The organism is Caulobacter sp. Root1472, assembly GCF_001426985.1.
Classification (GTDB): Bacteria; Pseudomonadota; Alphaproteobacteria; order Caulobacterales; family Caulobacteraceae; genus Caulobacter; species Caulobacter rhizosphaerae.
Genome location: NZ_LMFX01000023.1, coordinates 292,062 through 314,387 on the forward strand (window position 1 = coordinate 292,062; position 22,326 = coordinate 314,387).

Sequence of the window (22,326 nt, forward strand, 5' to 3'; positions counted from 1 at the left end):
GGGCAGGTGTGCAAATCCTGGAGGCTTCATGCCACGACGCCTGACCGCGCTGATCGCCTCGACGTTCCTGGCGGCCGCCGCCCACGCCCAGCCGTCCCAGGGCGAGCTCGATCGTTTCGCGGCCACGCTCGACGTGCGCTACCAGGTGCTCGACAACCGCCCGGGCCCCGCCGCCTGCGCGCCCGCGCTGGGCTGCCACCTGGCCGAGCTGACCCTGACCGCAGCCGACACGCCCGCCGCCGGCTGGTCGCTGTATTTCAGCAGTGTCACGCCCATACTGCGGGCCGACAGCGACGCCTTCGCCTTGAGCCATATCAACGGCGACCTCTATCGCCTGACGCCGACGGCGGCCTTCGGCGGTTTCGCGGCCGGCCGCCCGGTTCGCATCCCGCTGAAGCTGGAAGGTCACCAGCTGTCCGAACTCTATCCGATGCCCAACGCCTACGTCGCGGCCGAAGGCGTGGCGGCGCGCACCATCGTCAGCACCCGGCCGGTGGTCGATCCCGAGACCGGCCTGGAGGGCCTGCCCTTTGTCGCGCCGTTCACCGACGAGGCCCGGCTGGCCGGCGGTTCGGCGGCCGATGCGACGGTGTGGGCCACCGCGCCCAGGGTCTACGCCGTCAACGCCGCGGCCGGGGCCAGTCTCCGGCCGATCCCGCGCGCCGCCGTTCTGCCCACGCCGCTGAGGACCCGGCTGGACCCGCGCGGCGGCGAACTGGACCTGACGCGCGGCGTGAAGGTCTCGACCAGCGGCTTTCCGCGCGCAGCCCTGACTGCGGGCCTGGCGTCCCTGGCCAAGGCCGGCGCGGCCGAGGCGGCCGGCGGCGTCCCGCTGCGCATCCGGCTGGCGCCCGGCGAGAAGCTGGCGGCCGGCGGCTACCTGTTGACGATCAAGGCGGACGGCGTCGCCATCATCGCCTCGGACCCCGAAGGCGCGGCCAACGGCCTGGCGTCGCTGACCCAGCTGGTCGACGCCCGGCGAACGGTCCCGTTGCTGGCCATCCACGACGCCCCGCGCTTCGACTTCCGCGGCCTGCACGTCGACGTGGCCCGCAACTTTCACTCCAAGGCCGAGATCCTGGCCATCCTCGACCAGATGGCGGCCTACAAGCTGAACCGCCTGCACCTGCATCTGGCCGACGACGAGGGCTGGCGGGTCGAGATCGCGGGCCTGCCGGAGCTGACCACGATCGGTTCGCGCCGCTGCCACGACCTGACCGAGCGGACCTGTCTGCTGCCGCAGCTGGGCTCGGGGCCGGACCCGTCGACCCCGGTCAACGGCTTCTATTCCCGCGCCGACTACATCGAGATCGTCCGCGCGGCCCAGGCGCGCCACATCCAGGTGATCCCGTCGTTCGACATGCCAGGCCATTCGCGGGCGGCGATCAAGGCGATGGAGGCCAGGGCGGCCCGCCTGCGCGCCGAGGGGGCGCCGGAGGCCGAGGCCGGCCGCTACCTGCTGAGCGAGGCCGAGAACAAGTCCGTCTACAGCAGCATCCAGCACTACAGCGACAACACCATCAATGTCTGCCTGGACAGCGCCTACGCCTTCCTCGGCAAGGTGGTGGACGAGATGGCCGCCCTGCACGCCGCCGCCGGCCAGCCGCTGACCCGCTACCACATCGGCGCCGACGAGACGCCGGGCGCCTGGAGCGCCTCGCCGGCCTGCGCCGCTTATGAGGCCAGGACCGGGGTCAAGCCGGCCGACCTGGGCGGCCATTTCATCGAGAAGGTCTCGGCCCTGCTGGCGGCGCGGGGCGTGGTGGTGGCCGGGTGGAGCGACGGCATGAGCCACGCCCAGCCCGACCGCATGCCGGCCAAGGTCCATTCCAACAACTGGGGCTCGCTGGCCGGCGAGGGACCCGCCAGCGCTCACCTCCAGGCCAACCAGGGCTGGGAGGTGGTGATCTCCACGCCCGAGGTCCTTTATTTCGACAGCCCCCAGGCCGCCGATCCCAAGGAGCGCGGCTACGACTGGCCCTCGCGCGCCACCGACACCCGCAAGGTCTTCGACTTCATGCCCGAGAACCTGCCGGCCCACGCCGAATTCTGGCCCGACCTGAGCGGCAAGGCTCAGGCCTCGAAGGACGACCACCCGCTGGAGCCCGGCGTGCGCTTCAGCGGCCTGCAGGGCCAGCTGTGGAGCGAGACCATCCGCTCGGACGGCCAGGTCGACTACATGCTGTACCCGCGGATGCTGGCCCTGGCCGAGCGGGCCTGGCACGGCGCCAACTGGGAGACGCCCTACACGCCCGGCAAGGCCTACGACCCGACGACCGGCGCCTTTACCGCCGAGATGCGGGCCCGGCGCGACGCCGACTGGACCGCCTTCGCCAACCTGCTGGGCGGGCGCGAGCTGGCGCGGCTGGACGTGGCCGGCGTGGCCTATCGCATCCCGACCGTCGGGGCGGTGGTCGAGAACGGCCGGCTGCGGGCCAATGTCGAGTTCCCCGGCCTGCCGATCGAGTACCGCGTCGATGGCGGCGCCTGGCGGTCCTATGCGCCCGACGCGCCGGTCGCCGGCAAGGTCGAGGTGCGGGCCCGCTCGGCCGACGGCAAGCGGGCCGGGCGGGCCGTCGTCGTCCCCTGAGACGACCTTCGGGCGCCGCAAAGGCGCCACGATCATGATCATCGCGCTGCACAAAAATCATGGCTGGCGCCCCGCAAAGGGGCGCCAGGACCTCTCGGGACGTTCGTTACGATCCGATGACGGTCGCGGCGCTTGCAGAAATTTCAGCTTCGACGAAATGTTTCAATCGCGTCATCGACGTGAAACTAAAAGTATTCGTGCGAAGCAAAAAGAACACGCTTACCGGGAAACGCCAGAGAGGAGAAAACAAGCGCGCTTAGATAGCGCATGAGGGGGTATAAATGACTAACCGTTCGCGTAGCATCCTGTTCGTGGGGGTGTCCGCTGCCAGTATTGTCTTCGCCTATGGCGTCAATGCTTATGCGGCCGAGGCCCCCGAGCCTTCGCCGGACACGGCCGAACTCGAGGCCGTCATCGTCACCGGCACGCGCACCACCGGCATGAAGGCCGTCGACAGCCCTGCGCCGATCACGGTCCTGGGCGCCGACATCCTCAAGAAGACCGGCCAGCCGGACATGATCCAGGCCCTGGCCCAGAACGTCCCGTCGTTCAACGCCCAGGCCTTCGGCGGCGACACCGCCGCCCTGACCTTGTCGGCCAAGCTGCGCGGCATCAGCCCCAACCACACCCTGGTCCTGCTGAACGGAAAGCGCCGCCACGGCACGGCCAATCTCGCGGTCCTCGGCGGAGCCTATCAGGGCGGCGCGGCCGCCGACCTGAACTTCATCCCCCTGGCCTCGGTCGACCACATCGAGGTGCTGCTGGAAGGCGCGGCCGCCCAATATGGCACCGACGCCATCGCCGGCGTCATCAACATCATCCAGAAGAAGGCCACCTCGGGCGGCGAGGTCATCATCAACGGCGGGGGCTATATCGACGGCGGCGGCACGACGGGCGACTTCACCGCCAATATCGGCATCGCCCCGACCGAGAAGTCGTACCTGAACCTGACCGGCGAGACCAAGTACCACGGCTACAGCTTCCGCGGCGATTACGACCCGCGCGTGGTGAACACGCCCTACAACACCGGCGCCACCAACAGCCCGGCCCGGAGCTATCCGCAGGTCGTCAACGCGCCGAACTGGCCCTATGTGAACCGCATCGCCGGCGACGCCCAGTACCGCCAGACGGTGCTGGCCTACAACGCCGGCTACGAGATCACGCCCGACATCGAGGCCTACAGCTTCGGCACCATCGGCCGCAAATGGAGCGCCGCCCACGAGAACTACCGCCTGCCCAACGTGGTCAAGGGCAAGATGGCGACCGACATTCCGTTCCCCCTGGGCTTCGATCCCAAGGAGTCGATCACCGAGACCGACTACGCCGTCACCGGCGGCGTCAGCGGCGCGACCAACGCCTGGAACTGGGACCTGAGCTCGACCTACGGAAAGGACGACGACTCGGTCAACGTCCTGGATACCGCCAACGCGTCGCTCTACGCCGACACCTCGACGACGACGACCAAGGGCTATTCGCCGACGGACATCCATGCGGGCGGCTTCATCAACACCCAATGGAGCAACACCATCGACGTCAGCCACGACTTCGAGGTCGGCCTGGCCGGCCCCATGACCTTCGCGGCGGGCGCCGAGTATCGCAAGGAAAGCTACGAGATCACGGCGGGCGACCCGGCCACCTACTATGGCGGCGGTTCGCAATCGTATTTCGGCTTCGCGCCGGTCAACGCCGGCAAGCACAAGCGCAACAACAAGGCCGTCTATGTCGACCTGGCGGTTAGCCCGGTCGAGGCGCTGAAACTGGACGCCGCGGTCCGCTACGAGGACTTCAGCGACTTCGGCGACACCACGGTGGCCAAGCTGACCGGTCGCTACGACTTCTCGCCGGCCATCGCCGTGCGCGGCACCGTCAGCACGGGGTTCCGGGCCCCGACCCTGGCGGAGTCGTACTATTCGGGCATCAACGTTTCGCCCAGCTCGATCAGCGGCCAGCTGCCGCCGAACTCGCCGGGCGCGAGCCTGCTGGGCATCAACGGCTTGAAGCCCGAGAAGTCGAACAACTTCAGCATCGGCCTGGTCACCCACCTGGCGCCCAAGCTGACCATGACGCTGGACGCCTACCAGATCACCATCAAGAACCGCATCGTCAGTTCGGGCACGCTGTACGGCGAGAACGTGGTGACGGTCGGCGGCGTGAAGGTGACCAACGGGATCGTCTCGCCGGCGGTCGTCGCCGCCCTGACGGCGAACGGCGTCAACGTGGATCCTTCGATCCGCACCAATGCGACCTACAGCGTCGGCGCCAACATGTTCGTCAACGGCCTGGACACCCGCACTCGCGGAATCGACTTCGTCTCGACCTACTACAGCGATTTCGACGACTGGGGCCGGGTCGATTGGTCGCTGAGCGCCAGCTACAACAAGACTGAAGTGACCAAGATCGCGCCCAATCCGCCGGGCCTGGATCCGAGGTTGACCCTGTTCGACGCCATCGCGATCGCCAACCTGGAAGACACCTCGCCCAAGTTCAAGATCATCGCGGGCGCCTATTGGAGCCTCGGCAAGTTCTCGATGAACCTGAAGGAAAGCGTCTACGGCAAGTCGTCGGGCCTGAGCAACGACAGCGGTTCGCCGGCGCTGATGAAGACCACCGTCAAGACGGCGCTGATCACCGACCTGGACCTCGGCTACCAGGTGTTGCCGAGCGTGAAGGTGTCCGTCGGCGCCAACAACCTGCTCAACCGCTATCCCAACCGGATCAACGGCCTGCTGCGCGAGCACTACCTGAAGAACAACAGCAACGGCTTCGTCACCCAGTTCCCCTCGTTCTCGCCCTTCGGCATCAACGGCGGCTACTACTACGGCAAGGTCACCTACAGCTTCTAGGTTCCGACGCGGTCCCGGCGTCCACGGTTCGGATGTCGGGGCCGCGATCGGGCCGGTCCGCGAGCCGGGCGTTCGCGTCCGGCTCGTCCTGTTTCGGGGGGCGCGAGGGGCTTCCTTGTGGCCCGGACGCCAAGCCGATGATCAGAAGACGGCCAAAAGGCGCCATGGGCGCCGCGCAAAGGGGCGCCCGGGCCGATCTGGCGCCATGCCGGGGTTCATTAAGGGTTACGGCTATTGCCGAACTTTACCCCCTGAGGAAGTCTTCGATCAGCGGCGGTCGGCCGCCGCTTGTATATGTCATCAGCGCTTGAAATATTCTTCCTACGGTTGACAGCATTCAGTTCAAGAAGAAGAAAAAATCTATCGGGGGATTCCACAGGCGGCGAAAACCACAGCGCGTTTGTAACGCCACCAGGGGATATTAATGAATAAGTGTTCGCGGAATATCCTGCTTGCCGGGATCTCAACTCTTTCGCTCGGCATGGCGAGCGCCAGCTTGGCCTATGCCGCCGACACGCCGCCCGAGCAGGCCACCACCGAGGTCGAGACGGTCATCGTCACCGGCACGCGCACCACCGGCATGAAGGCCGTCGACAGCGCCGCGCCGATCCAGGTCGTCGATTCCGCCTCGCTGAAGCGGGCCGGCAAGCCGGACCTGATCGCGGCCCTGGCCCAGGCGATCCCCTCGTTCAATGCGCAATCGTTCGGCGGCGACACCGCGGCCCTGACCCTGTCGGCCCGGCTTCGCGGCCTGAGCGCCAACCACACCCTGGTGCTGATCAACGGCAAGCGGCGACATGGCACGGCCAACCTGGCGGTTCTAGGCGGACCCTACCAAGGCGGCGCGGCGGCCGACCTGAACTTCATCCCGCTGTCGGCCATCGACCATATCGAAGTGCTGACCGACGGCGCCGCAGCCCAGTACGGCACCGACGCCATCGCCGGCGTGGTCAACATCATCCTGAAGAAGAACACCTCCGGCGGCTCGCTGGACGTCACGGCCGGCCGCTATTACGGCGGCGACGGCAAGACCGGCAACGTGTCGGGCAATATCGGCCTGTCGCCGTTCGCCAACGCCTACCTGAACCTTACCGCCGAGACCCGCTATCACGACTTCAGCGACTGGGGCGGCGACGACCAGCGGGTGATCCGCGGAAACACCGCCGCCAACGGCTGGAGCACGATCCTCGCCGGCTATCCGCACACCAACAAGATCTCGGGCGACGCCCGCTACCAGCTGACCACCGTGGCCTATAACGGCGGCGTGGAGATCGGCGACCTGGAGGTCTATTCGTTCGGCACCTACGGCCACAAGTACGCCGGCGCCTACGAAAACTTCCGCACGCCTACCCGCCTGCCGCAGCTCTATCCGCTGGGCTTCAACCCGATGGAGACCATCAAGGAAGAGGACTACGCCGTCACCGGCGGCGTGAAGGGCAAGGTGTTCGGCGACTGGGACTGGGACCTGAGCTCGACCTACGGCCAGGACTTCGACGCGATCAACATCACCAACTCGGTCAACAAGGACCTCTATCTCGCCGCGCCGTCGGTGCCGGGCGCGGGCTCGACCCAGTCGGCCTTCCACGCCGGCGCCTTCCTCTCCACCCAATGGAGCACCACCCTGGACGTCAGCCGTCCCTTCGACGTTGGCCTGGCCGGACCGCTGACCGTCGCCTTCGGGGCCGAGCAGCGTCACGAGACCTACAAGATCAAGGCCGGCGAATACGCTTCGCGCTATAACGGCGGCTCGCAGTCCTATCCGGGCTTCTCGCTGACCGACGCCGGCAAGCACGAACGCGACAACGTCGCGGCCTATCTCGACCTGGCGGTCAAGCCGGTGGAAGCCCTGCAACTGGACGCCGCCGTCCGCTACGAGCACTTCAGCGACTTCGGCGACACCACGGTCGGCAAGCTGACCGGCCGTTACGACTTCTCGCCGGCCTTCGCCCTGCGCGGCACGGCCAGCACCGGCTTCCGCGCCCCGACCCTGGCCGAGGAATACTATTCGGCCACCAATGTCGGGCCGACCTCGGCCTTCGTGCAACTGGCGCCCAACTCCGCCGGCGCCAAGCTGGTGGGCGTCAACGGCCTGAAGCCTGAAAAGTCGACGAACTACAGCGTCGGTTTCGTGGCCCATCCGGGCGGCGGGCTGTCGGCGACCTTCGACGTCTATCAGATCGAGATCGAAGACCGCATCGCCGGCAGCGGCTCGCTGTACGGGGCTGGCGGCGCGGTCAACTACCCGGCGGTGGCCGCGGCGATCGCGGCGAACGGCAACTCGATCTCCGACGACGCCACCGACATCGGCATCAATATCTTCACCAACGGCCTGGACACCCGCACCCGCGGGGCCGAGGCGGTCATCAACTATGCGAGCAGCTTCGGCGACCTGGGCCGGGTCGACTGGAGCCTGGCGGCCAACTACGGCAAGACGGAGGTCACCAAGATCGCCGCCGCGCCGACCCAGCTGTCCGGCGCCTCGCTGTACGACAAGTCCGCCATTTCCGACCTGGAAACCGCCGCCCCGCGGTACAAGGTCTCAGCCGGGGCGCTCTACAACCGCGGTCCGGTGACGGTCAATCTGCACGAGACGCTGTACGGAAAGTCGTCCAGCTACACCACCTATGACGGCGGCACTTACTGGCTGGAAAAGATCAAGCCGGCCTTCATCACCGACCTCGAGATCGACTGGCGGGTGATGGAGCAGTTCAAGATCTCGGTCGGGGCCAACAACCTGTTCGACAAGCAGCCGGAGAAGAAGAGCGCCGCCCAGATCAAGGATGCCGCCGACAACGGCAATGGTGCGCAGGACATCTATCCCAGCTTCTCGCCGTACGGCCTCAATGGCGGCTACTACTACGCCAAGTTCGCCTACAACTTCTGATCTCCGAAAGCGGTATCGAACAAGGAAAAGCCGGGCCTCGCGCCCGGCTTTTCTGCATTTTCGTCAATGATTTCCGCCGACGGATTTTCCGGCGGCGAGATCTTGATTTCGGGCGTGAAATTTCACGCCGCCCGCTCTCCGCACAAGCCTCGCCACGGGCGCCCAAGGGGGCGGCGCCAGAAGGTTTTCTCATAAGACGGACGAGTTTTTCGCATTGTTGTCGGGTCGGCTTGGTCTGACATAGCCAAGGCGATCGTCTGGCTCGCAGGCGTCTTTCGCGGCAAGAAAAAATCGGGGACCAGTATGGGTGACCAATCGGCGGCCGCGCCGTTGAGCGAGGCGGGCGGCGTGCTGACGCGGCGGCGGTTCTTCGAGGGCCTGGCGGCGTTCGGCGGGGTGTCGCTGGCCATGGCCGGCATGGACGCCCTGGGCTTCGGCTTCGCCTCGGCCCAGACCGCCCCGCCCAAGCTGGAGGGCGACGCCAAGGGGACCAAGGTCGTGGTGCTGGGCGCGGGCCTGGCCGGCATGACCGCGGCCTACGAACTGACCAAGGCGGGCTACCAGGTGCAGGTGATCGAGGCCCGCTCCTTCGCCGGCGGCCGCTGCCAGACGGCCCGCAAGGGCTTCCAGCACACCGACCTGGTCGGCAACAACCAGACCTGCGAGTTCGACGAGGGGCTCTACATCAACCACGGCCCGTGGCGGATCCCGTATCACCACCGCTCGACCCTGCACTACACCAAGCTGTTCGGGGTCCAGCTGGAGAGCTTCGTCAACGACAACGACGCGGCCTATGTCTATTTCGAGAAGGGCGACGGACCGCTGGCCGGCAAGCCGATCCGCAAGGGGCAGATCGCCGCCGACGTCCGCGGCTACGCCGCCGAGATGATCGCCAAGGCCGCCTCCAAGGGCCAGCTCGACGCGCCCCTGACCGCGGCGGACCGCGACCTGTTCGTGGCCTACATGATCAACGAGGGCCGCCTCTCGCCGACCGACCTGGCCTATACCGGCACCGAAGGCCGCGGCTTCGACGTCCATCCCGGGGCCGGCGTGGATCCGGGGCCCGGCAAGCCCTCGACGCCTTACAGCCTGTCGGACGTGCTGCACTCCAACGCCTGGCGGGTGCTTAGCTCGGTCTCCGGCTACGAGCAGCAGCGCACCATGTTGCAGCCGGTCGGCGGCATGGACCAGATCGCCAAGGGCTTCGAAAAGCACGTCGGCACGCTGATCCGCTATTCCTGCGTGGTCGACAAGATCAAGCAGGGCCCCAAGGGCGTGGTCGTCACCTACACCGACAAGTTCGGCGAGCAGGACACGATCACCGCCGACTACTGCGTCTGCACGATCCCGCTCAGCGTGCTCAAGAACATCGACGCCGATTTCTCCAAGCCGTTCAAGGCGGCGATGTCGGGCGTGGCCTATGCGCCGGTCAACAAGATCGGCCTGCAGATGAAGACCCGGTTCTGGGAAGAGAACCACCACATCTACGGCGGCCACATCTACAACGACATGCCGGGCATCGGCACGATCACCCTGCCGTCCACCGGCTGGCAGGGCCAGAAGGGCGTGCTGCTGGGCTACTACGCGTTCGGCGGCGAGGCGGCCAAGATCAGCGCCAAGCCGCCGGCCGAGCGCGCGGCCTTCGCCGTGGCCGCCGGCCAGAAGATCTTCCCCGAATACGCCGAGAACTTCGAGAACGCCTTCTCGTTCAGCTGGCACCTGGCGCCGTTCAATCTGGGCGGCTGGGCGGAGTGGGGCGAGGAGGGGCGCAAGGCGGCCTATCCCGTGCTGTGCGAGCCCGACGGCCGCATCTACCTGGCCGGCGAGCACCTGACCTATCTGGGCGGCTGGCAGGCCGGGGCCATCGAGTCGGCCTGGCAGCAGATCGGCAAGCTGCACGCCCGCGTGCTCACGGCCTGAAGTCGCGCTATGCCTGTCCAAAGGTTGCTTGAGGAGTTTCCATGAGTCGTTCGATCGTCTTCCTCGCCGGCGTGCTGGCCGCCTCCGCCGTCTCGGCGGCCGCCTTCGCCGCCACCCCTTCGGCCCTGTTCAACGACAACTGCTCGGCCTGCCACCAGACGACGGGCAAGGGCGTGAAGGGCGCGTTCCCGGCCCTGGCCGGCGACCCGTTCGTCCAGGGCGACCCGGCCCCGATGATGGCCACGGTCCTGGCCGGCCGGGCCGGCATGCCGTCGTTCAAGGACGACCTGAACGACCTGGAGCTGGCCTCGGTGTTGACCTACGTCCGCACCTCGTGGGGCAACAAGGGCAAGCCGGTCAGCGCCTCCGACGTCGCCGCCGCTCGCGCCGCGATCAAGGCCGGCAAGAAGCCCGCCAGCCTGCAGGCCCACTAGAGCATCGGATCGCGGGCGCCGTCCGCCATCCCGGAATTTCGCAACGGACAGTCTCTGGAGACGACCATGAAGCGCCTGATCCTCGCCGCCGCCCTCGCCAGCCTCGCTGGAACCGCCGCCCACGCCCAGGAGATCGTCCGGGGCGGCGCGCCGACCTCGCCGATCGCCAGCGTGGTGACCGTGCCGGCCGGCTACGACACCATCTATGTCAGCGGCATGACCCCGCCGCCGCTCGACCCCAAGGGCGACCCGGCCCTGCCCGCCACCTTCGGCGACACCAAGACCCAGACCATGGGCGTGCTGACGCGCATCCAGGAGGCCCTCAAGAGCCAGGGCGCGACCATGGGCGACGTGGTGATGATGCGCGTCCTGCTGGTCGGCGACCCGGCCAAGGGCGGCAAGATGGACTTCATGGGCATGATGGAGGCCTACAAGACCTTCTTCGGCACCGCCGAACAGCCCAACAAGCCCTCGCGCATCACCAGCCAGATCACCTCGTTGGTGCAACCGGGTATGCTGGTGGAGATCGAGGTCCAGGCGGCGAGGAAGCCCAAGTAGGATCGATTGGCACGGATGGGGACAGGCCCATGGGCCTGTCCCCAGCATCTTCCTCGGCGACCTTTCGCCACGCGCGCAACTGCCCTCTGTTAATCCTCCCTAACCGGCTGTTAACCATGAGGGACGATGGTGCGAGTCACCGTCAGTTCCCGCGTACGCGCGTCACGTAGAGGCCTTCCGATGAGCGGAGCCGAAGTCCTGGATGTCGGCCGCGACGCCATCTGGCTGACCCTGCAGCTCTGCGCGCCGATCCTGATCGTCGGCCTGGTGGTCGGCGTGGCCATCGGCCTGTTCCAGGCCCTGACCCAGATCCAGGAGGCCACCCTGGTCTACGCGCCCAAGATCGTGGCGATCTTCGTGGCCCTGCTGCTGTTCCTGCCGCTGATGGGCGCGCTGATGTCCGGCTTCATGAAGGAAATCGCCGCCAAGATCGCCGGAATGTAGGGGGAGGGGGCTTGGACAGCTTCGCCACCGTTCTGCAGGTCTATGCTGGCGGGCTGGTCTTCGCCCGGATCGGCGCGATGGTCATGCTGATGCCCGGCGTCGGCGAGACCGTCGTGCCGCCGCGCATCCGGCTGTCGTTCGCCGTGCTGATGGCCCTGCTGCTGGCGCCCCTGGTCTCCAAGTCGATCGTCACCGTACCCAGCAGCGTCGGCGCCGTCGGCGGCGCGGTGCTGCACGAGGTGCTGGTCGGACTGATGATCGGGGCGGTGCTGAAGCTGTTCGTCAGCTCGCTGACCACCGCCGGCGAGATCATCTCGATCCAGACCTCGCTGTCGTTCGCCCAGACCACCAACCCGGCCGGCGCGCCCAGCAGCGCGGCCGTGGCCACCTTCCTGTCGATGCTGGGCCTGACCCTGATCATGGTCACCGACCTGCATCACCTGTTCATCGGGGCGATGGCCAAGTCGTTCGACCTGTTCCCGTTCAGCCGCCCCGTACCGGTGGGCGACGCCGCCGAACTGGCCGTCCGCACGGTGGCCGAGTCGTTCAAGCTGGGCCTGCAGCTGGCGGCTCCGGTCCTGGTATTCTCGATCGTCTTCAACCTGGCGACCGGCCTGGTCGGCCGGGTGATGCCGTCGTTCCAGATCTTCTTCGTCACCTCGCCGCTCAGCGTCATCCTGGGCCTCTCCCTGCTGGGCCTCTCGCTCGGCGGCATCGCCATGGTGTGGACCGATCACTATCGGGACCTCCTGGCGGTGTTCAACTAGGGGACGCCATGGCCGACGAGCAGGACGACGCGTCAAAGACAGAAGAACCAACAGCCAAGAAGCTGTCGGATGCCCGCGCCAAGGGCGACGTTCCCAAGTCCGCCGACATCTCGCAGCTGGCCTCGCTGTCCGGGGCGTTCGGCGTGGTGGTCATCGCCGGCGGCTGGCTGGCCCGCGACATGGTCAATTCCCTGACCCCGTTCCTGGCCCATGCGGGGACCATGGACGTCGAGGGCGGCATCCGCGCCATCGCCAAGACGGCGGTCATGGCCGCCCTGCCGGCGGTGGTGCTGGTGATGGTGGTCTCGGGCCTGCTGGGCGCGGCGGCCAACGTGGCCCAGTCCGGCTTCATCCTGTCAGCCGACAAGATCAAGCCGGACCTCAAGAAGCTGGACCTGATCAAGGGTCTCCAGCGGGTCTTCGGTCCCGACGGCTTCGTGCAGTTCGCCAAGTCGGCCGTGAAGTTCCTGGTCACCGGGCTCATCGCCTGGTTCGTGGTCAAGCCGGACGCGGCCCAGATCACCACCCTGGTGGGCATGGACGTGGCGGCGATCATCCCCCTGTCCTTGAAGCTGTGCATGAAGCTGTTCTGGATGGTGCTGATCTTCCTGATCGCCACCGCCGGCTTCGACTGGTTCTGGCAGCGCCTGCGCTTCAACAAGCGCATGCGGATGAGCGTCCAGGACGTCAAGGACGAGATGAAGCAGTCCGAGGGCGACCCGCACATCAAGGGCAAGCAGAAGCAGCTGCGCATGCAGCGCTCGCGCCAGCGGATGATGGCGGCCGTGCCCAAGGCCACCGTCGTGGTCATGAACCCGACCCACTACGCCGTGGCGCTGAAGTACGAGCAGGGCGAGACCGCCGCGCCGATCTGCGTGGCCAAGGGCGTCGACGACCTGGCCCTGAAGATCCGCGCCGTGGCCGAGGAGGCCGGCGTCTACGTGCTGGAAGACCCGCCCCTGGCCCGCGCCCTCTACGCGGCCATGGACATCGACGAGCAGATTCCCGCCGAGCACTTCGAGGCCGTGGCCAGGGTCATCGGCTTCGTGATGAGCAACAAGCAGGCCAAGAAGCGGGCGTGGGCGGACTGAGTTGCGGCGCCTTGGCGGACCGGGCCGGACCACCATAATCCCGTCACGGAATCAGCGGTCGATCACGGATCGCGCTCTGCGAGCGGGTTAAGGCTATTCTATTCCGCGAATCGATGGGCTGGATGCCCGCAAGGCTGAAGAAGGATTTCGGTCCCCCATGACCGAGGCGCCCATGAAAGACTTTGGCGCGACAGACGCCGCCGGCGCTGGCAAGCGCCGCCCCGACCTGCTGATCTGGGGCGCGGCGGTGTTCCTGGTCCTGGCCGCGGTGTTCGCCGCCGCCCCCGCCCTGCGGGCCGGTCCGGCCACCCTGGCGGGCCTGCTGCTGCTGGGCGGCGTCGCCGGCGTGGCGATCCTGGGCCTGGTGGCCATCCGCGCGTCAACCACGACCGGCGATCCCGAGCCCGAGGGCGCCGAGGCGTTCGTCGAGGCCTTGTCCGAGCCGGCCGCCGTCACCGCCGCCGACGGCCGCGTGCTGGCGGCCAACCTCGCCTGGGTCCAGGCCGTGGGCGACGCCCGACGCCTGCCCCGTGGCGCGGCCGGGGCTCGTCTGTTCGCCGCCCTGGTCAAGGCCCGCGACGGCCAGCGCGCCGAGGGCACGTTGATCATCGCCGGCCAGGAGCGTCGCGCCGAGGCCGCCCGGCTGCGCGGCGGCCGCCTGCTGGTCCGCCTGCCGTCCGTGGTCGAGAGGGAGGTCTACGTCCCGACCGCCGCGCCCGCGCCGGTGGTCGCCCAGTCCGCCCCGGCTCCGCGCACGCTGGACGCCTTCTCCGGCGCTTCGCCGTTCGGCGCGGCCCTGCTGGAGGGGCTGGACCCGTTCAACTCGCGCGTCCTCGAGGCCAATCCTGCCCTGGCCGCCATGACGGGCGCCGTGCCGTCCGGCACGCTGTTCGGCGCCCTGATCGACCCGCCGTCCCGCGCCGAGGCCGAGACCCGCCTGGCCGAGGGCAAGAGCGGCCCGTTCGAGGTGCGCCTGGCCCGCGATCCCGCCCGCATCGCCCATCTCTATCTCTACCGCGCCGACGGGCGGCTGGTGGCCTATCTGATTGACGTCTCCGAGCAGAAGCAGATGGAGCTGCAGCTGGCCCAGGCCCAGAAGATGCAGGCCATCGGCCAGCTGGCCGGCGGCGTGGCCCACGACTTCAACAACCTGCTGACCGCCATCCAGCTGCGTCTGGACGAGCTGCTGCACCGCCATCCGGTCGGCGATCCATCGTACGAGGGCCTCAACGAAATCCGCCAGACCGGCGTGCGTGCGGCCGACCTGGTCCGCAAGCTGCTGGCCTTCAGCCGCAAGCAGACCGTGCAGCGCGAAGTGCTGGAGCTGGGCGAACTGATCAGCGAGTTCGAGGTCCTGCTGCGCCGCCTGTTGCGCGAGGACGTCAAGCTGGTCACCGACTATGGCCGCGACCTGCCGCAGGTGCGGGCCGACAAGAGCCAGCTCGAGACCGCCGTGATGAACCTGGCCGTCAACGCCCGCGACGCGGTGCGGGCGGCCAAGGGCGGCGGCGTCGTGCGCATCCGCACCGCCCGCCTGACCCAGGACGAGGCCCAGAGCCTGGGCTTCCCCGGCGCCGAGGGGGACCAGGCCTTCATCGAGGTCAGCGACGACGGCCCCGGCATCCCGCCCGAGGTGATGGGCAAGATCTTCGACCCGTTCTTCACCACCAAGCCGGTGGGCGAGGGCACGGGCCTGGGCCTGGCGACCGTCTACGGCATCGTCAAGCAGAGCGACGGCTGGATCCACGTCCACAGCCGTCCGGGCGAGGGCGCGGCCTTCCGCATCTTCCTGCCCGTGCACGAACCGACCCCGGCCCAGCAGGCCGCCGCCGCGACCGCCGCGACCGCCGCGGCCGCCCCGGAGGCCAAGCCGCGCCCGCCGCGCGACCTGTCGGGCGCCGGCCGCATCCTGTTCGTCGAGGACGAGGACGCCGTGCGCGGCGTCGCCGCCCGCCTGCTTCGCGCGAGGGGCTACGAGGTGCTGGAGGCCAGCGACGGCGAGGAGGCCCTGATCATCGCCGAGGAGCACGCCGGCACGATCGACCTCCTGATCAGCGACGTGATCATGCCCGGCATCGACGGACCGACCCTGCTGAAGAAGGCCCGCGCCTATCTGGGCAACGCGCCGGTGATGTTCATCAGCGGCTATGCCGAGGCCGAGTTCAGCGACCTCCTGGAAGGCGAGACGGGCGTGACCTTCCTGCCCAAGCCGATCGACATCAAGACCCTGGCCGAACGGGTCAAGCAGCAGCTGCAGGCGGCGTAGGGCCGATCAACTGGCAAATCCCTCCACGCCCCGGCCCTGGGGCGTGGACCTGTTCGCCAGCCGGGTGCGATCCCGAGCTCGGCGAGAAAAAATCGCAAGGTCCCGGAAGAAAGCGCGCGGTCCCGTCGTTGGACGGATCAGGAAGCGGTGGAAGCGCCGCTCCGAGCCATCTTCAGGAGAAGACCATGCGCAAGATCTCGTTCTTCATGACCGCCACGGCCGCCGCCATGCTGTTGGCCGCGCCGATGGCGCAAGCCCAGATTCTCGGCGGCGGCGGCGGCGGGCTGGGCGGCGGCCTCGGCGGAGGTCTCGGCGGCGGCTTGGGCGGCGGCCTGGGCGGACTGACCGGACAAGGGAGCGGCGCGCTGACCGGGGCCGGCCAGTTCGGGACGCCCGATGTTGGCGGCGTCGCCTCGCGGGCCACCGAGGCGACTGGGCGGGTGCGGGACCGCGCCACCGACGCCACCGGCCGGGTCCGCGACCACGCCGATCGCGCGACGCGGCGGGCCCGCGACACCGCCGGCGGCGTCCAGGGCCTGGCGCAGGGCGCCACCAGCAACGCCGCCGCCAGCGGTTCGGCCGCGGGGTCCGGCTCGGCCTCGGCCGCCGGCCAGTCCCTGACCGGCGCCCTGTCGGGCAATGGGGCCGGGAGCGGTTCGTTGACGGCTCCGGACGCCAGCGGCGCGACCTCGCAGGCCGCCGGGACCGGTCGCAACACGGTCGGCGCGGCGCGCGACCGGGCGACCTCGGTCGCCTCGCGGAGGACGGGGCAGGCCCGCAACGTCCTGGGTTCGGCCCGTGACGCCGCCGGTTCCGCCAGCGCGGGCGGTTCCGGCGACGCCGACGCGGCCGGCGGCCTGACCGGCGACGGTCTGTCCGGTTCGCTGACTGGCTCGGGGTCGAGCAACGCCACGACCAGCCAGGGCTCGACCGGCAACAGCGGCTCGCTGGGCCTGTCGGGCTCGGCCTCGCGCCATGGGGCCAACGCCTCGGCCAACGGCGCCGGCTCGGGCGACGTCAAGGTCGGCAACTAGCCCGACCGCTCCGGATCGATCGGAAAGGGCGTCGCCACAGGGCGGCGTCCTTTTCGCATATCGATGTTCGCTATCGTGCTAGGGTCTGGCGCCGGTTCGAGCCGGCTCACCAGGGGGACGACCAGATGCCTAGCCACGCCGCGATCCGACCGCCGAGTCCGATCCTCCTCGCCTTGACCCTCGCCGCCTGGGTGGTGTCGACGCCGGCGGCCTGGGCCCAGCGGCCAGTCATCCGAATGCCCGTGCAAGCCGCCCCGGCCCAGCCGCCGGCGACCAATCCGCTGCTGAAGATGCCCGCCGGGACGATCACCAGCGCCGCCGATCCGCTGGAGCTGCTCAAGCAGGTCAACATCCTGCGCGGCCAGGTCGCGACGCTACAGCAGCAGACGGCGACCTTGCAGGGCCAGGTCAGCGACCAAGCCCATATGATCGACAGCCTGAAGAATGGGCTGGCGACCGTTTCGCTGAAGGGAATCGCCAACACCAACGACCTGGTGGCCGTCAACGGCGGCTTGGCCAGCCTGCAGAGCGAGTTGGCCAACGTGAAGGGGCAGTTGGGGAGCGTGAAGAGTGACTTGGGGACCGTGAAGAGCGACGCGGCGACCCTGAAGTCGAACTTCGACTCTCACGGGCACTATCACAAGTTCGCCTACGACCTTAATGGCCAGCAGAAGATCGACGCGATGCTGACTTCGGGGCCGTCGGTCTATTGCAAGAAGACCAAGGACGGCAACAGCTGGATCTGCAATCAGCCATAATTAGAGGTCCCGTAGCTCCGGCTTGACGCCCAACACTCGATTGGGGACAGGCCCATGGGCCGGTCCCCAGCCCGTTTCATGCGAACAAAAAAGCCCGCCCCATTGTCCGGGGCGGGCTTTTCCATTCAGGCTTGGCGGTCTCGAGCGCTTACGAGTCCAGGAAGCTGCGCAGCTTGCGCGACCGCGACGGGTGCTTGAGCTTGCGCAGGGCCTTGGCCTCGATCTGCCGGATGCGTTCGCGGGTGACCGAGAACTGCTGGCCGACCTCTTCAAGGGTGTGGTCGGTGTTCATGCCGATGCCGAAGCGCATGCGCAGCACGCGCTCTTCGCGCGGCGTCAGCGAGGCCAGCACGCGGGTGGTGGTTTCCCGCAGATTGGACTGGATGGCCGCGTCGATCGGCAGGATGGCGTTCTTGTCCTCGATGAAGTCGCCCAGGTGGCTGTCTTCCTCGTCGCCGATCGGGGTCTCGAGGCTGATCGGCTCCTTGGCGATCTTCAGGACCTTGCGCACCTTCTCCAGCGGCATGGCCAGCTTTTCGGCCAGCTCTTCCGGGGTCGGCTCGCGGCCGATCTCGTGCAGCATCTGGCGGCTGGTGCGGACGATCTTGTTGATCGTCTCGATCATGTGCACCGGGATGCGGATGGTCCGCGCCTGGTCGGCGATCGAGCGGGTGATCGCCTGGCGGATCCACCAGGTGGCGTAGGTCGAGAACTTGTAGCCGCGGCGGTACTCGAACTTATCGACCGCCTTCATCAGGCCGATGTTGCCTTCCTGGATCAGGTCCAGGAACTGCAGGCCGCGGTTGGTGTACTTCTTGGCGATCGAGATCACGAGACGCAGGTTGGCCTCGACCATTTCCTTCTTGGCCTGGCGGGCTTCGCGCTCGCCCTTCTGCACGGTCTGGACGATGCGGCGATAGTCGTCGATCGGCACGCCGGTCTCGGTGGCCAGGGCCGCGATCTCCTGGCGGATGTCGCTGACCGAGTTGACGTCGTTCTCGACGAACTTGGTCCAGCGCACGCCCATGGCCTTGACCTGCTCGACCCAGTTCGGGTTCAGCTCGGAGCCGAAATAGGCCTTCAGGAACTCGCCGCGGCTGATGCCGTAGCTGTCGGCCAGGCGCAGCAGACGACCTTCCAGCCCGATCAGGCGCTTGTTGATCGCATACAGCTGCTCGACCAGCGCCTCGATGCGGTTGTTGTTCAGCTTCAGCGTCTTGAGGTGCTGGATGATGGTGTTCGACAGGCTTTCATAGGCCTGGCGATCGGCCTCGCTGAGGTCGGCGCCCTTCAGGCGGCTGCCCACCAGCTTGTCCTGCAGCTTGCGGAAGGTCTCGAACTCGCCGGCGATCGCGTCGAGGATGGCCATCACGCCTTCGCGCAACTCGCCTTCCATGGCGCTGACCGTGGGGCCGGCGCCGTCGTCGAAATCGTCCTCGTCCTCGCCTTCACCTTCGGCCTTGGCCTCGCCGCCGGCTTCGTCGTCGACCGGCTCGGCCGGCTCCTCGTCGGCGGCCGGGGCGGCGGCCACGCCGTTGATCGCGGCGTAGGTGCCTTCCAGGTCGATCACTTCGCGCAGCAGGATGCGGCCGGTGCCCAGCTCCTCGCGCCACACCATGATGGCCTCGAAGGTCAGGGCGCTTTCGCACAGGCCCCGGATCATGGTGTCGCGGCCGGCCTCGATGCGCTTGGCGATGGCGATTTCGCCCTCGCGCGACAGCAGCTCGACGCTGCCCATCTCGCGCAGGTACATCCGCACGGGGTCGTCCGTGCGGTCATAGGCCGCAGGCTTCTCGCTGGTGATGACCTGCTGGTTGTCCTCGCGGGCGACGACCTCGCCGCCTTCCGAGCCTTCGGCGTCCTCTTCGGCCTCGACCACGTTGACGCCCATCTCGCTCAGCATGGCGAGGGTGTCTTCGATGGCTTCCGAGGTGACTTCCTCGGACGGCAGGACCTTGTTCAGCTCGTCCATCGTGACGTAGCCGCGGGCCTTGGCCTGCTTGATGAACTTCTTGACGCCGGCGTCGGTCAGGTCGAGCAGGGGCCCGTCGCCGCCGGTGGCTTCAGGGGCTTCCGTCTCGGCCGAGGAATTGGTGCTCATTCAGGTCTCCGAAACGACGCGGCGCCGAAACTTGGCGCACGTCGAGAATGTGTCCGTGATGGGTCGCCTGCGCATCGCGCCCTGTCGTCCGTGCAAGCTGTCCAGTGAACCGCTGAAAAAATTCTCAAGATAAACGCCTGACACGCGCGGAAGAGCCATGGGCTAACGCTCCGCGAGCATGGCTCTTTACGGAGGCGTCGTCTTCGTGCGCGATCAGCGTCGACCCTTGAGGGTTTCGGCGGCCACTGGGACCTGGCGGCGGCGAGGGTGACATCCTGTTTCAAGGAGGGCGCGCGCATGAGAATGGCGGCCCGAGCGATGTCAATCAGCAGCGTGGCAAATCCTTGAGTCGCCAGATGGCGTTGCATGACGCGTGAGTCAAGATGTGAAGAGGGTAATCGGCCCGTCTTGTCGCGCCCGAGGCGCGACGGCCTCAAGATTTGGGACGAAACGATCTTTGCGTGTGGCTGCGGCATATTCGCCTACAGCTAGAAACAAAACCCTATCACCACGCTTTTCAGCGACACTCGAGGTTCGGCCATGGATCGGCGGACGTCGCGACACCGCGTGGGGAGCATCAGATGGGCAGGAAGCGACGCCACCGGGGTCAGCGGTCCTTGCGCGCGATTCAAGGTCGCGCTCGCCGGCCGAAGAGCTGAGGGAACCGACCCGCGCCCATGTTTTCGACGCCCAGCCCGGATCAGAGCGCGAACGGCCATCACCGGCCGCAACCCTCCGCGCGCCATAGCCGCCATCTGCTGATCATCAGCGCCGTCATCTTCGTCATCGCCCAGAGCCTGGTCGTGATGCTCGGCTTCGCGGGCATGGCGGTTTCCAACGTGGCGCGCGCCTATGTCGCCGGCGAGGCGCAGTACTCGAAGGCGCAGAAGGAAGCGGTGATCTCGCTGATGCGCTACGTCCAGTCGGGCTCGGACGTCGACTTCGCGATGTTCCGCGCGGCGTTGGAGGCGCCCAAGGGAGACCAGGCGGCGCGATACGCGCTGGAATCGACGCCGGCCGACTTCCGCGCCGCCAGGGCCGGTTTCCTGCGGGGGCGAAACGCCAGCGACGACATCCCGGCGATCATCTCGGGCTTCGTGATCATGCGGCGCTGGGCGCCCTTCGCCCGGGCGGTCGAGAGCTGGCGCGAGGGCGATCGACAGTTCATGGCCTTGGAGCAGCTTGGCGAGCGGATCCGGCGCGGCGGATCGACCGACGCCGAGAAAGCGGCCTATCTGGCCGAGGCCGGCGCGTTGGACCGGTCCGCCTCGGCCCATGAGCGGCAGTTCTCGGACCAGATGGGTCGGGTCGCGCGCCTCGCGGCCGGGCTGGCCTACGCCGCGGTGGCCGGGCTCAGTCTCGCCGTCTGCGCGATCGGCGTCTGGGTGGCCTGGCGGGTGCACACGGTCTGGGTTCGAACCTCCGAGGCCCTGGCCGAGGCCCGCGACCGAGCCGAGCAGGCCAACCGCGCCAAGAGCGATTTCCTGGCCAATGTCAGCCACGAGATTCGCACGCCCTTGAACGGGGTTCTCGGGATGGTGCAGATCATGCGGCGCGAAGAGCGCGAAGCCGGCCAAAGGCAGCGGCTCGACGTGATCGCCGACGCCGGACAGACGCTGTTGTCCGTTCTCGATGGGGTGCTGGACCTCTCGAAGATCGACGCCGGCCGGCTGGAGATGGAGCTTCAGCCGTTCGACATCGAGGAGGTCGTCAGGCTGGCGACGGCCGCCCACGCCGCCATGGCCGAGCAGAGCGACGTATGCTTCCGCGTCGAATGGCGTCCGGAGGCGCGAGGAATCTGGTGCGGCGACGGCGGCAAGCTGCGCCAGGTGCTCTCGAATCTGGTCTCGAACGCACACAAGTTCACGGCGCGCGGGTCCATCGTGCTGCGGATCGGGCCGACGCCGGATGGTCTCGGATTCGAGGTGGCCGACACGGGACTTGGCATCGCGGGCGACAAGCAGGCGTTGGTCTTCGAGCCGTTCACCCAGGCGGACGCCTCCATGACTCGCCGGTTCGGCGGAACCGGCCTGGGCCTGGCGATCTGTCGTCAGTTTGTCCGGTTGATGGGCGGCGACCTGAGGCTGCTGAGCCAGCTGGGCGTCGGCTCGACCTTTTCGTTCGAGCTGCCCCTGGCGCGCGGCGAGCGAAAGACGCCGTCAGGCGAACCTGGGCAGGGACAGGCGCTGGAGCGGGCCTCGCGGCCCGTCCGCATTCTCGCGGCCGAGGACAATCCCATCAATCAGTTGATCTTGCGGGCCCTGTTGGAGCCCTTCGACATCGCGTTGACGGTGGTCGCCGATGGCCGGGAGGCGGTCGAGGCGTGGGGAAGCGAGGCCTTCGATCTGATCCTCATGGACATCCAGATGCCTATCCTGAACGGAACCGACGCGACCGTCGAGATCCGCGCACGCGAGCGTTTGAGGGGCCTCCAACGCATCCCCATCGTCGCGCTCACGGCGAACGTCATGCATCACCAGATCGAGGGTTATGTTCAGGCCGGCATGGACGGGCATGTCTCCAAGCCCATCGAGATATCCGAACTGCTTGGCGCCATCGAAACGGCCCTGGCCGCGAACGGGACGTCGGAGGACGACGCGCGGGTCGCCTAGAGTCTGCCGGGGTCATCTGATCCC

General features: G+C 67.9%; 15 protein-coding genes. 14 read left to right on the plus strand and 1 reads right to left on the minus strand.

What is annotated here, in order from left to right; translation table 11 throughout:
• Positions 1–28 precede the first annotated feature (28 nt).
• From ASD47_RS16460 to ASD47_RS16515, 13 genes are all read left to right on the plus strand, one after another.
• A complete protein-coding gene (locus ASD47_RS16460) occupies positions 29–2,590 on the plus strand; it encodes a family 20 glycosylhydrolase (protein ID WP_056758885.1) in 2,562 nt (853 codons plus the stop codon).
• Between the two features lie 34 nt (positions 2,591–2,624).
• Complete coding sequence (locus ASD47_RS26690) at positions 2,625–2,861, plus strand: hypothetical protein (RefSeq protein WP_156402274.1); 237 nt, start codon at positions 2,625–2,627, stop codon at positions 2,859–2,861.
• 10 nt (positions 2,862–2,871) lie between these two features.
• A complete protein-coding gene (locus ASD47_RS16465; RefSeq protein WP_056758889.1) occupies positions 2,872–5,433 on the plus strand; it encodes a TonB-dependent siderophore receptor in 2,562 nt (853 codons plus the stop codon).
• Positions 5,434–5,929: 496 nt separating this feature from the next.
• Complete coding sequence (locus tag ASD47_RS16470) at positions 5,930–8,317, plus strand: TonB-dependent siderophore receptor (RefSeq protein WP_235525917.1); 2,388 nt, start codon at positions 5,930–5,932, stop codon at positions 8,315–8,317.
• A 303-nt stretch (positions 8,318–8,620) separates the two neighbouring features.
• On the plus strand, positions 8,621–10,237 hold the full coding sequence (locus ASD47_RS16475) for a flavin monoamine oxidase family protein (protein WP_056758894.1): 1,617 nt from the start codon (positions 8,621–8,623) through the stop codon (positions 10,235–10,237).
• A gap of 41 nt (positions 10,238–10,278) precedes the next feature.
• The gene (locus ASD47_RS16480) at positions 10,279–10,671 is read left to right on the plus strand and encodes a cytochrome c (protein WP_056758897.1); all 393 of its coding nucleotides are present in this window, start codon (positions 10,279–10,281) and stop codon (positions 10,669–10,671) included.
• A gap of 66 nt (positions 10,672–10,737) precedes the next feature.
• Positions 10,738–11,229, plus strand: coding sequence for a RidA family protein (locus ASD47_RS16485; RefSeq protein WP_056758900.1), 492 nt, complete (start codon positions 10,738–10,740; stop codon positions 11,227–11,229).
• Between the two features lie 180 nt (positions 11,230–11,409).
• Entirely contained in the window at positions 11,410–11,673 is a 264-nt protein-coding gene (fliQ, locus tag ASD47_RS16490; RefSeq protein WP_056758903.1) for a flagellar biosynthesis protein FliQ, read from the plus strand.
• An 11-nt stretch (positions 11,674–11,684) separates the two neighbouring features.
• On the plus strand, positions 11,685–12,440 hold the full coding sequence (fliR, locus tag ASD47_RS16495; protein ID WP_056758906.1) for a flagellar biosynthetic protein FliR: 756 nt from the start codon (positions 11,685–11,687) through the stop codon (positions 12,438–12,440).
• An 8-nt stretch (positions 12,441–12,448) separates the two neighbouring features.
• A complete protein-coding gene (gene flhB / locus ASD47_RS16500) occupies positions 12,449–13,531 on the plus strand; it encodes a flagellar biosynthesis protein FlhB (protein ID WP_056758909.1) in 1,083 nt (360 codons plus the stop codon).
• Between the two features lie 172 nt (positions 13,532–13,703).
• The gene (cckA, locus tag ASD47_RS16505; RefSeq protein WP_056759077.1) at positions 13,704–15,797 is read left to right on the plus strand and encodes a cell cycle histidine kinase CckA; all 2,094 of its coding nucleotides are present in this window, start codon (positions 13,704–13,706) and stop codon (positions 15,795–15,797) included.
• Between the two features lie 185 nt (positions 15,798–15,982).
• A complete protein-coding gene (locus ASD47_RS16510) occupies positions 15,983–16,831 on the plus strand; it encodes a hypothetical protein (RefSeq protein ID WP_056758912.1) in 849 nt (282 codons plus the stop codon).
• Positions 16,832–17,004: 173 nt separating this feature from the next.
• On the plus strand, positions 17,005–17,589 hold the full coding sequence (locus tag ASD47_RS16515) for a hypothetical protein (RefSeq protein ID WP_163228827.1): 585 nt from the start codon (positions 17,005–17,007) through the stop codon (positions 17,587–17,589).
• 148 nt (positions 17,590–17,737) lie between these two features.
• On the opposite strand, the gene rpoD is transcribed toward ASD47_RS16515, so the two are convergent.
• Entirely contained in the window at positions 17,738–19,690 is a 1,953-nt protein-coding gene (gene rpoD / locus ASD47_RS16520; RefSeq protein ID WP_056758917.1) for an RNA polymerase sigma factor RpoD, read from the minus strand.
• 677 nt (positions 19,691–20,367) lie between these two features.
• Here rpoD and ASD47_RS16525 point away from each other — a divergent pair.
• Positions 20,368–22,302 (plus strand): ATP-binding protein, encoded by a 1,935-nt coding sequence (locus ASD47_RS16525; RefSeq protein WP_056758919.1) that lies wholly within the window; start codon positions 20,368–20,370, stop codon positions 22,300–22,302.
• Positions 22,303–22,326: the final 24 nt, after the last annotated feature.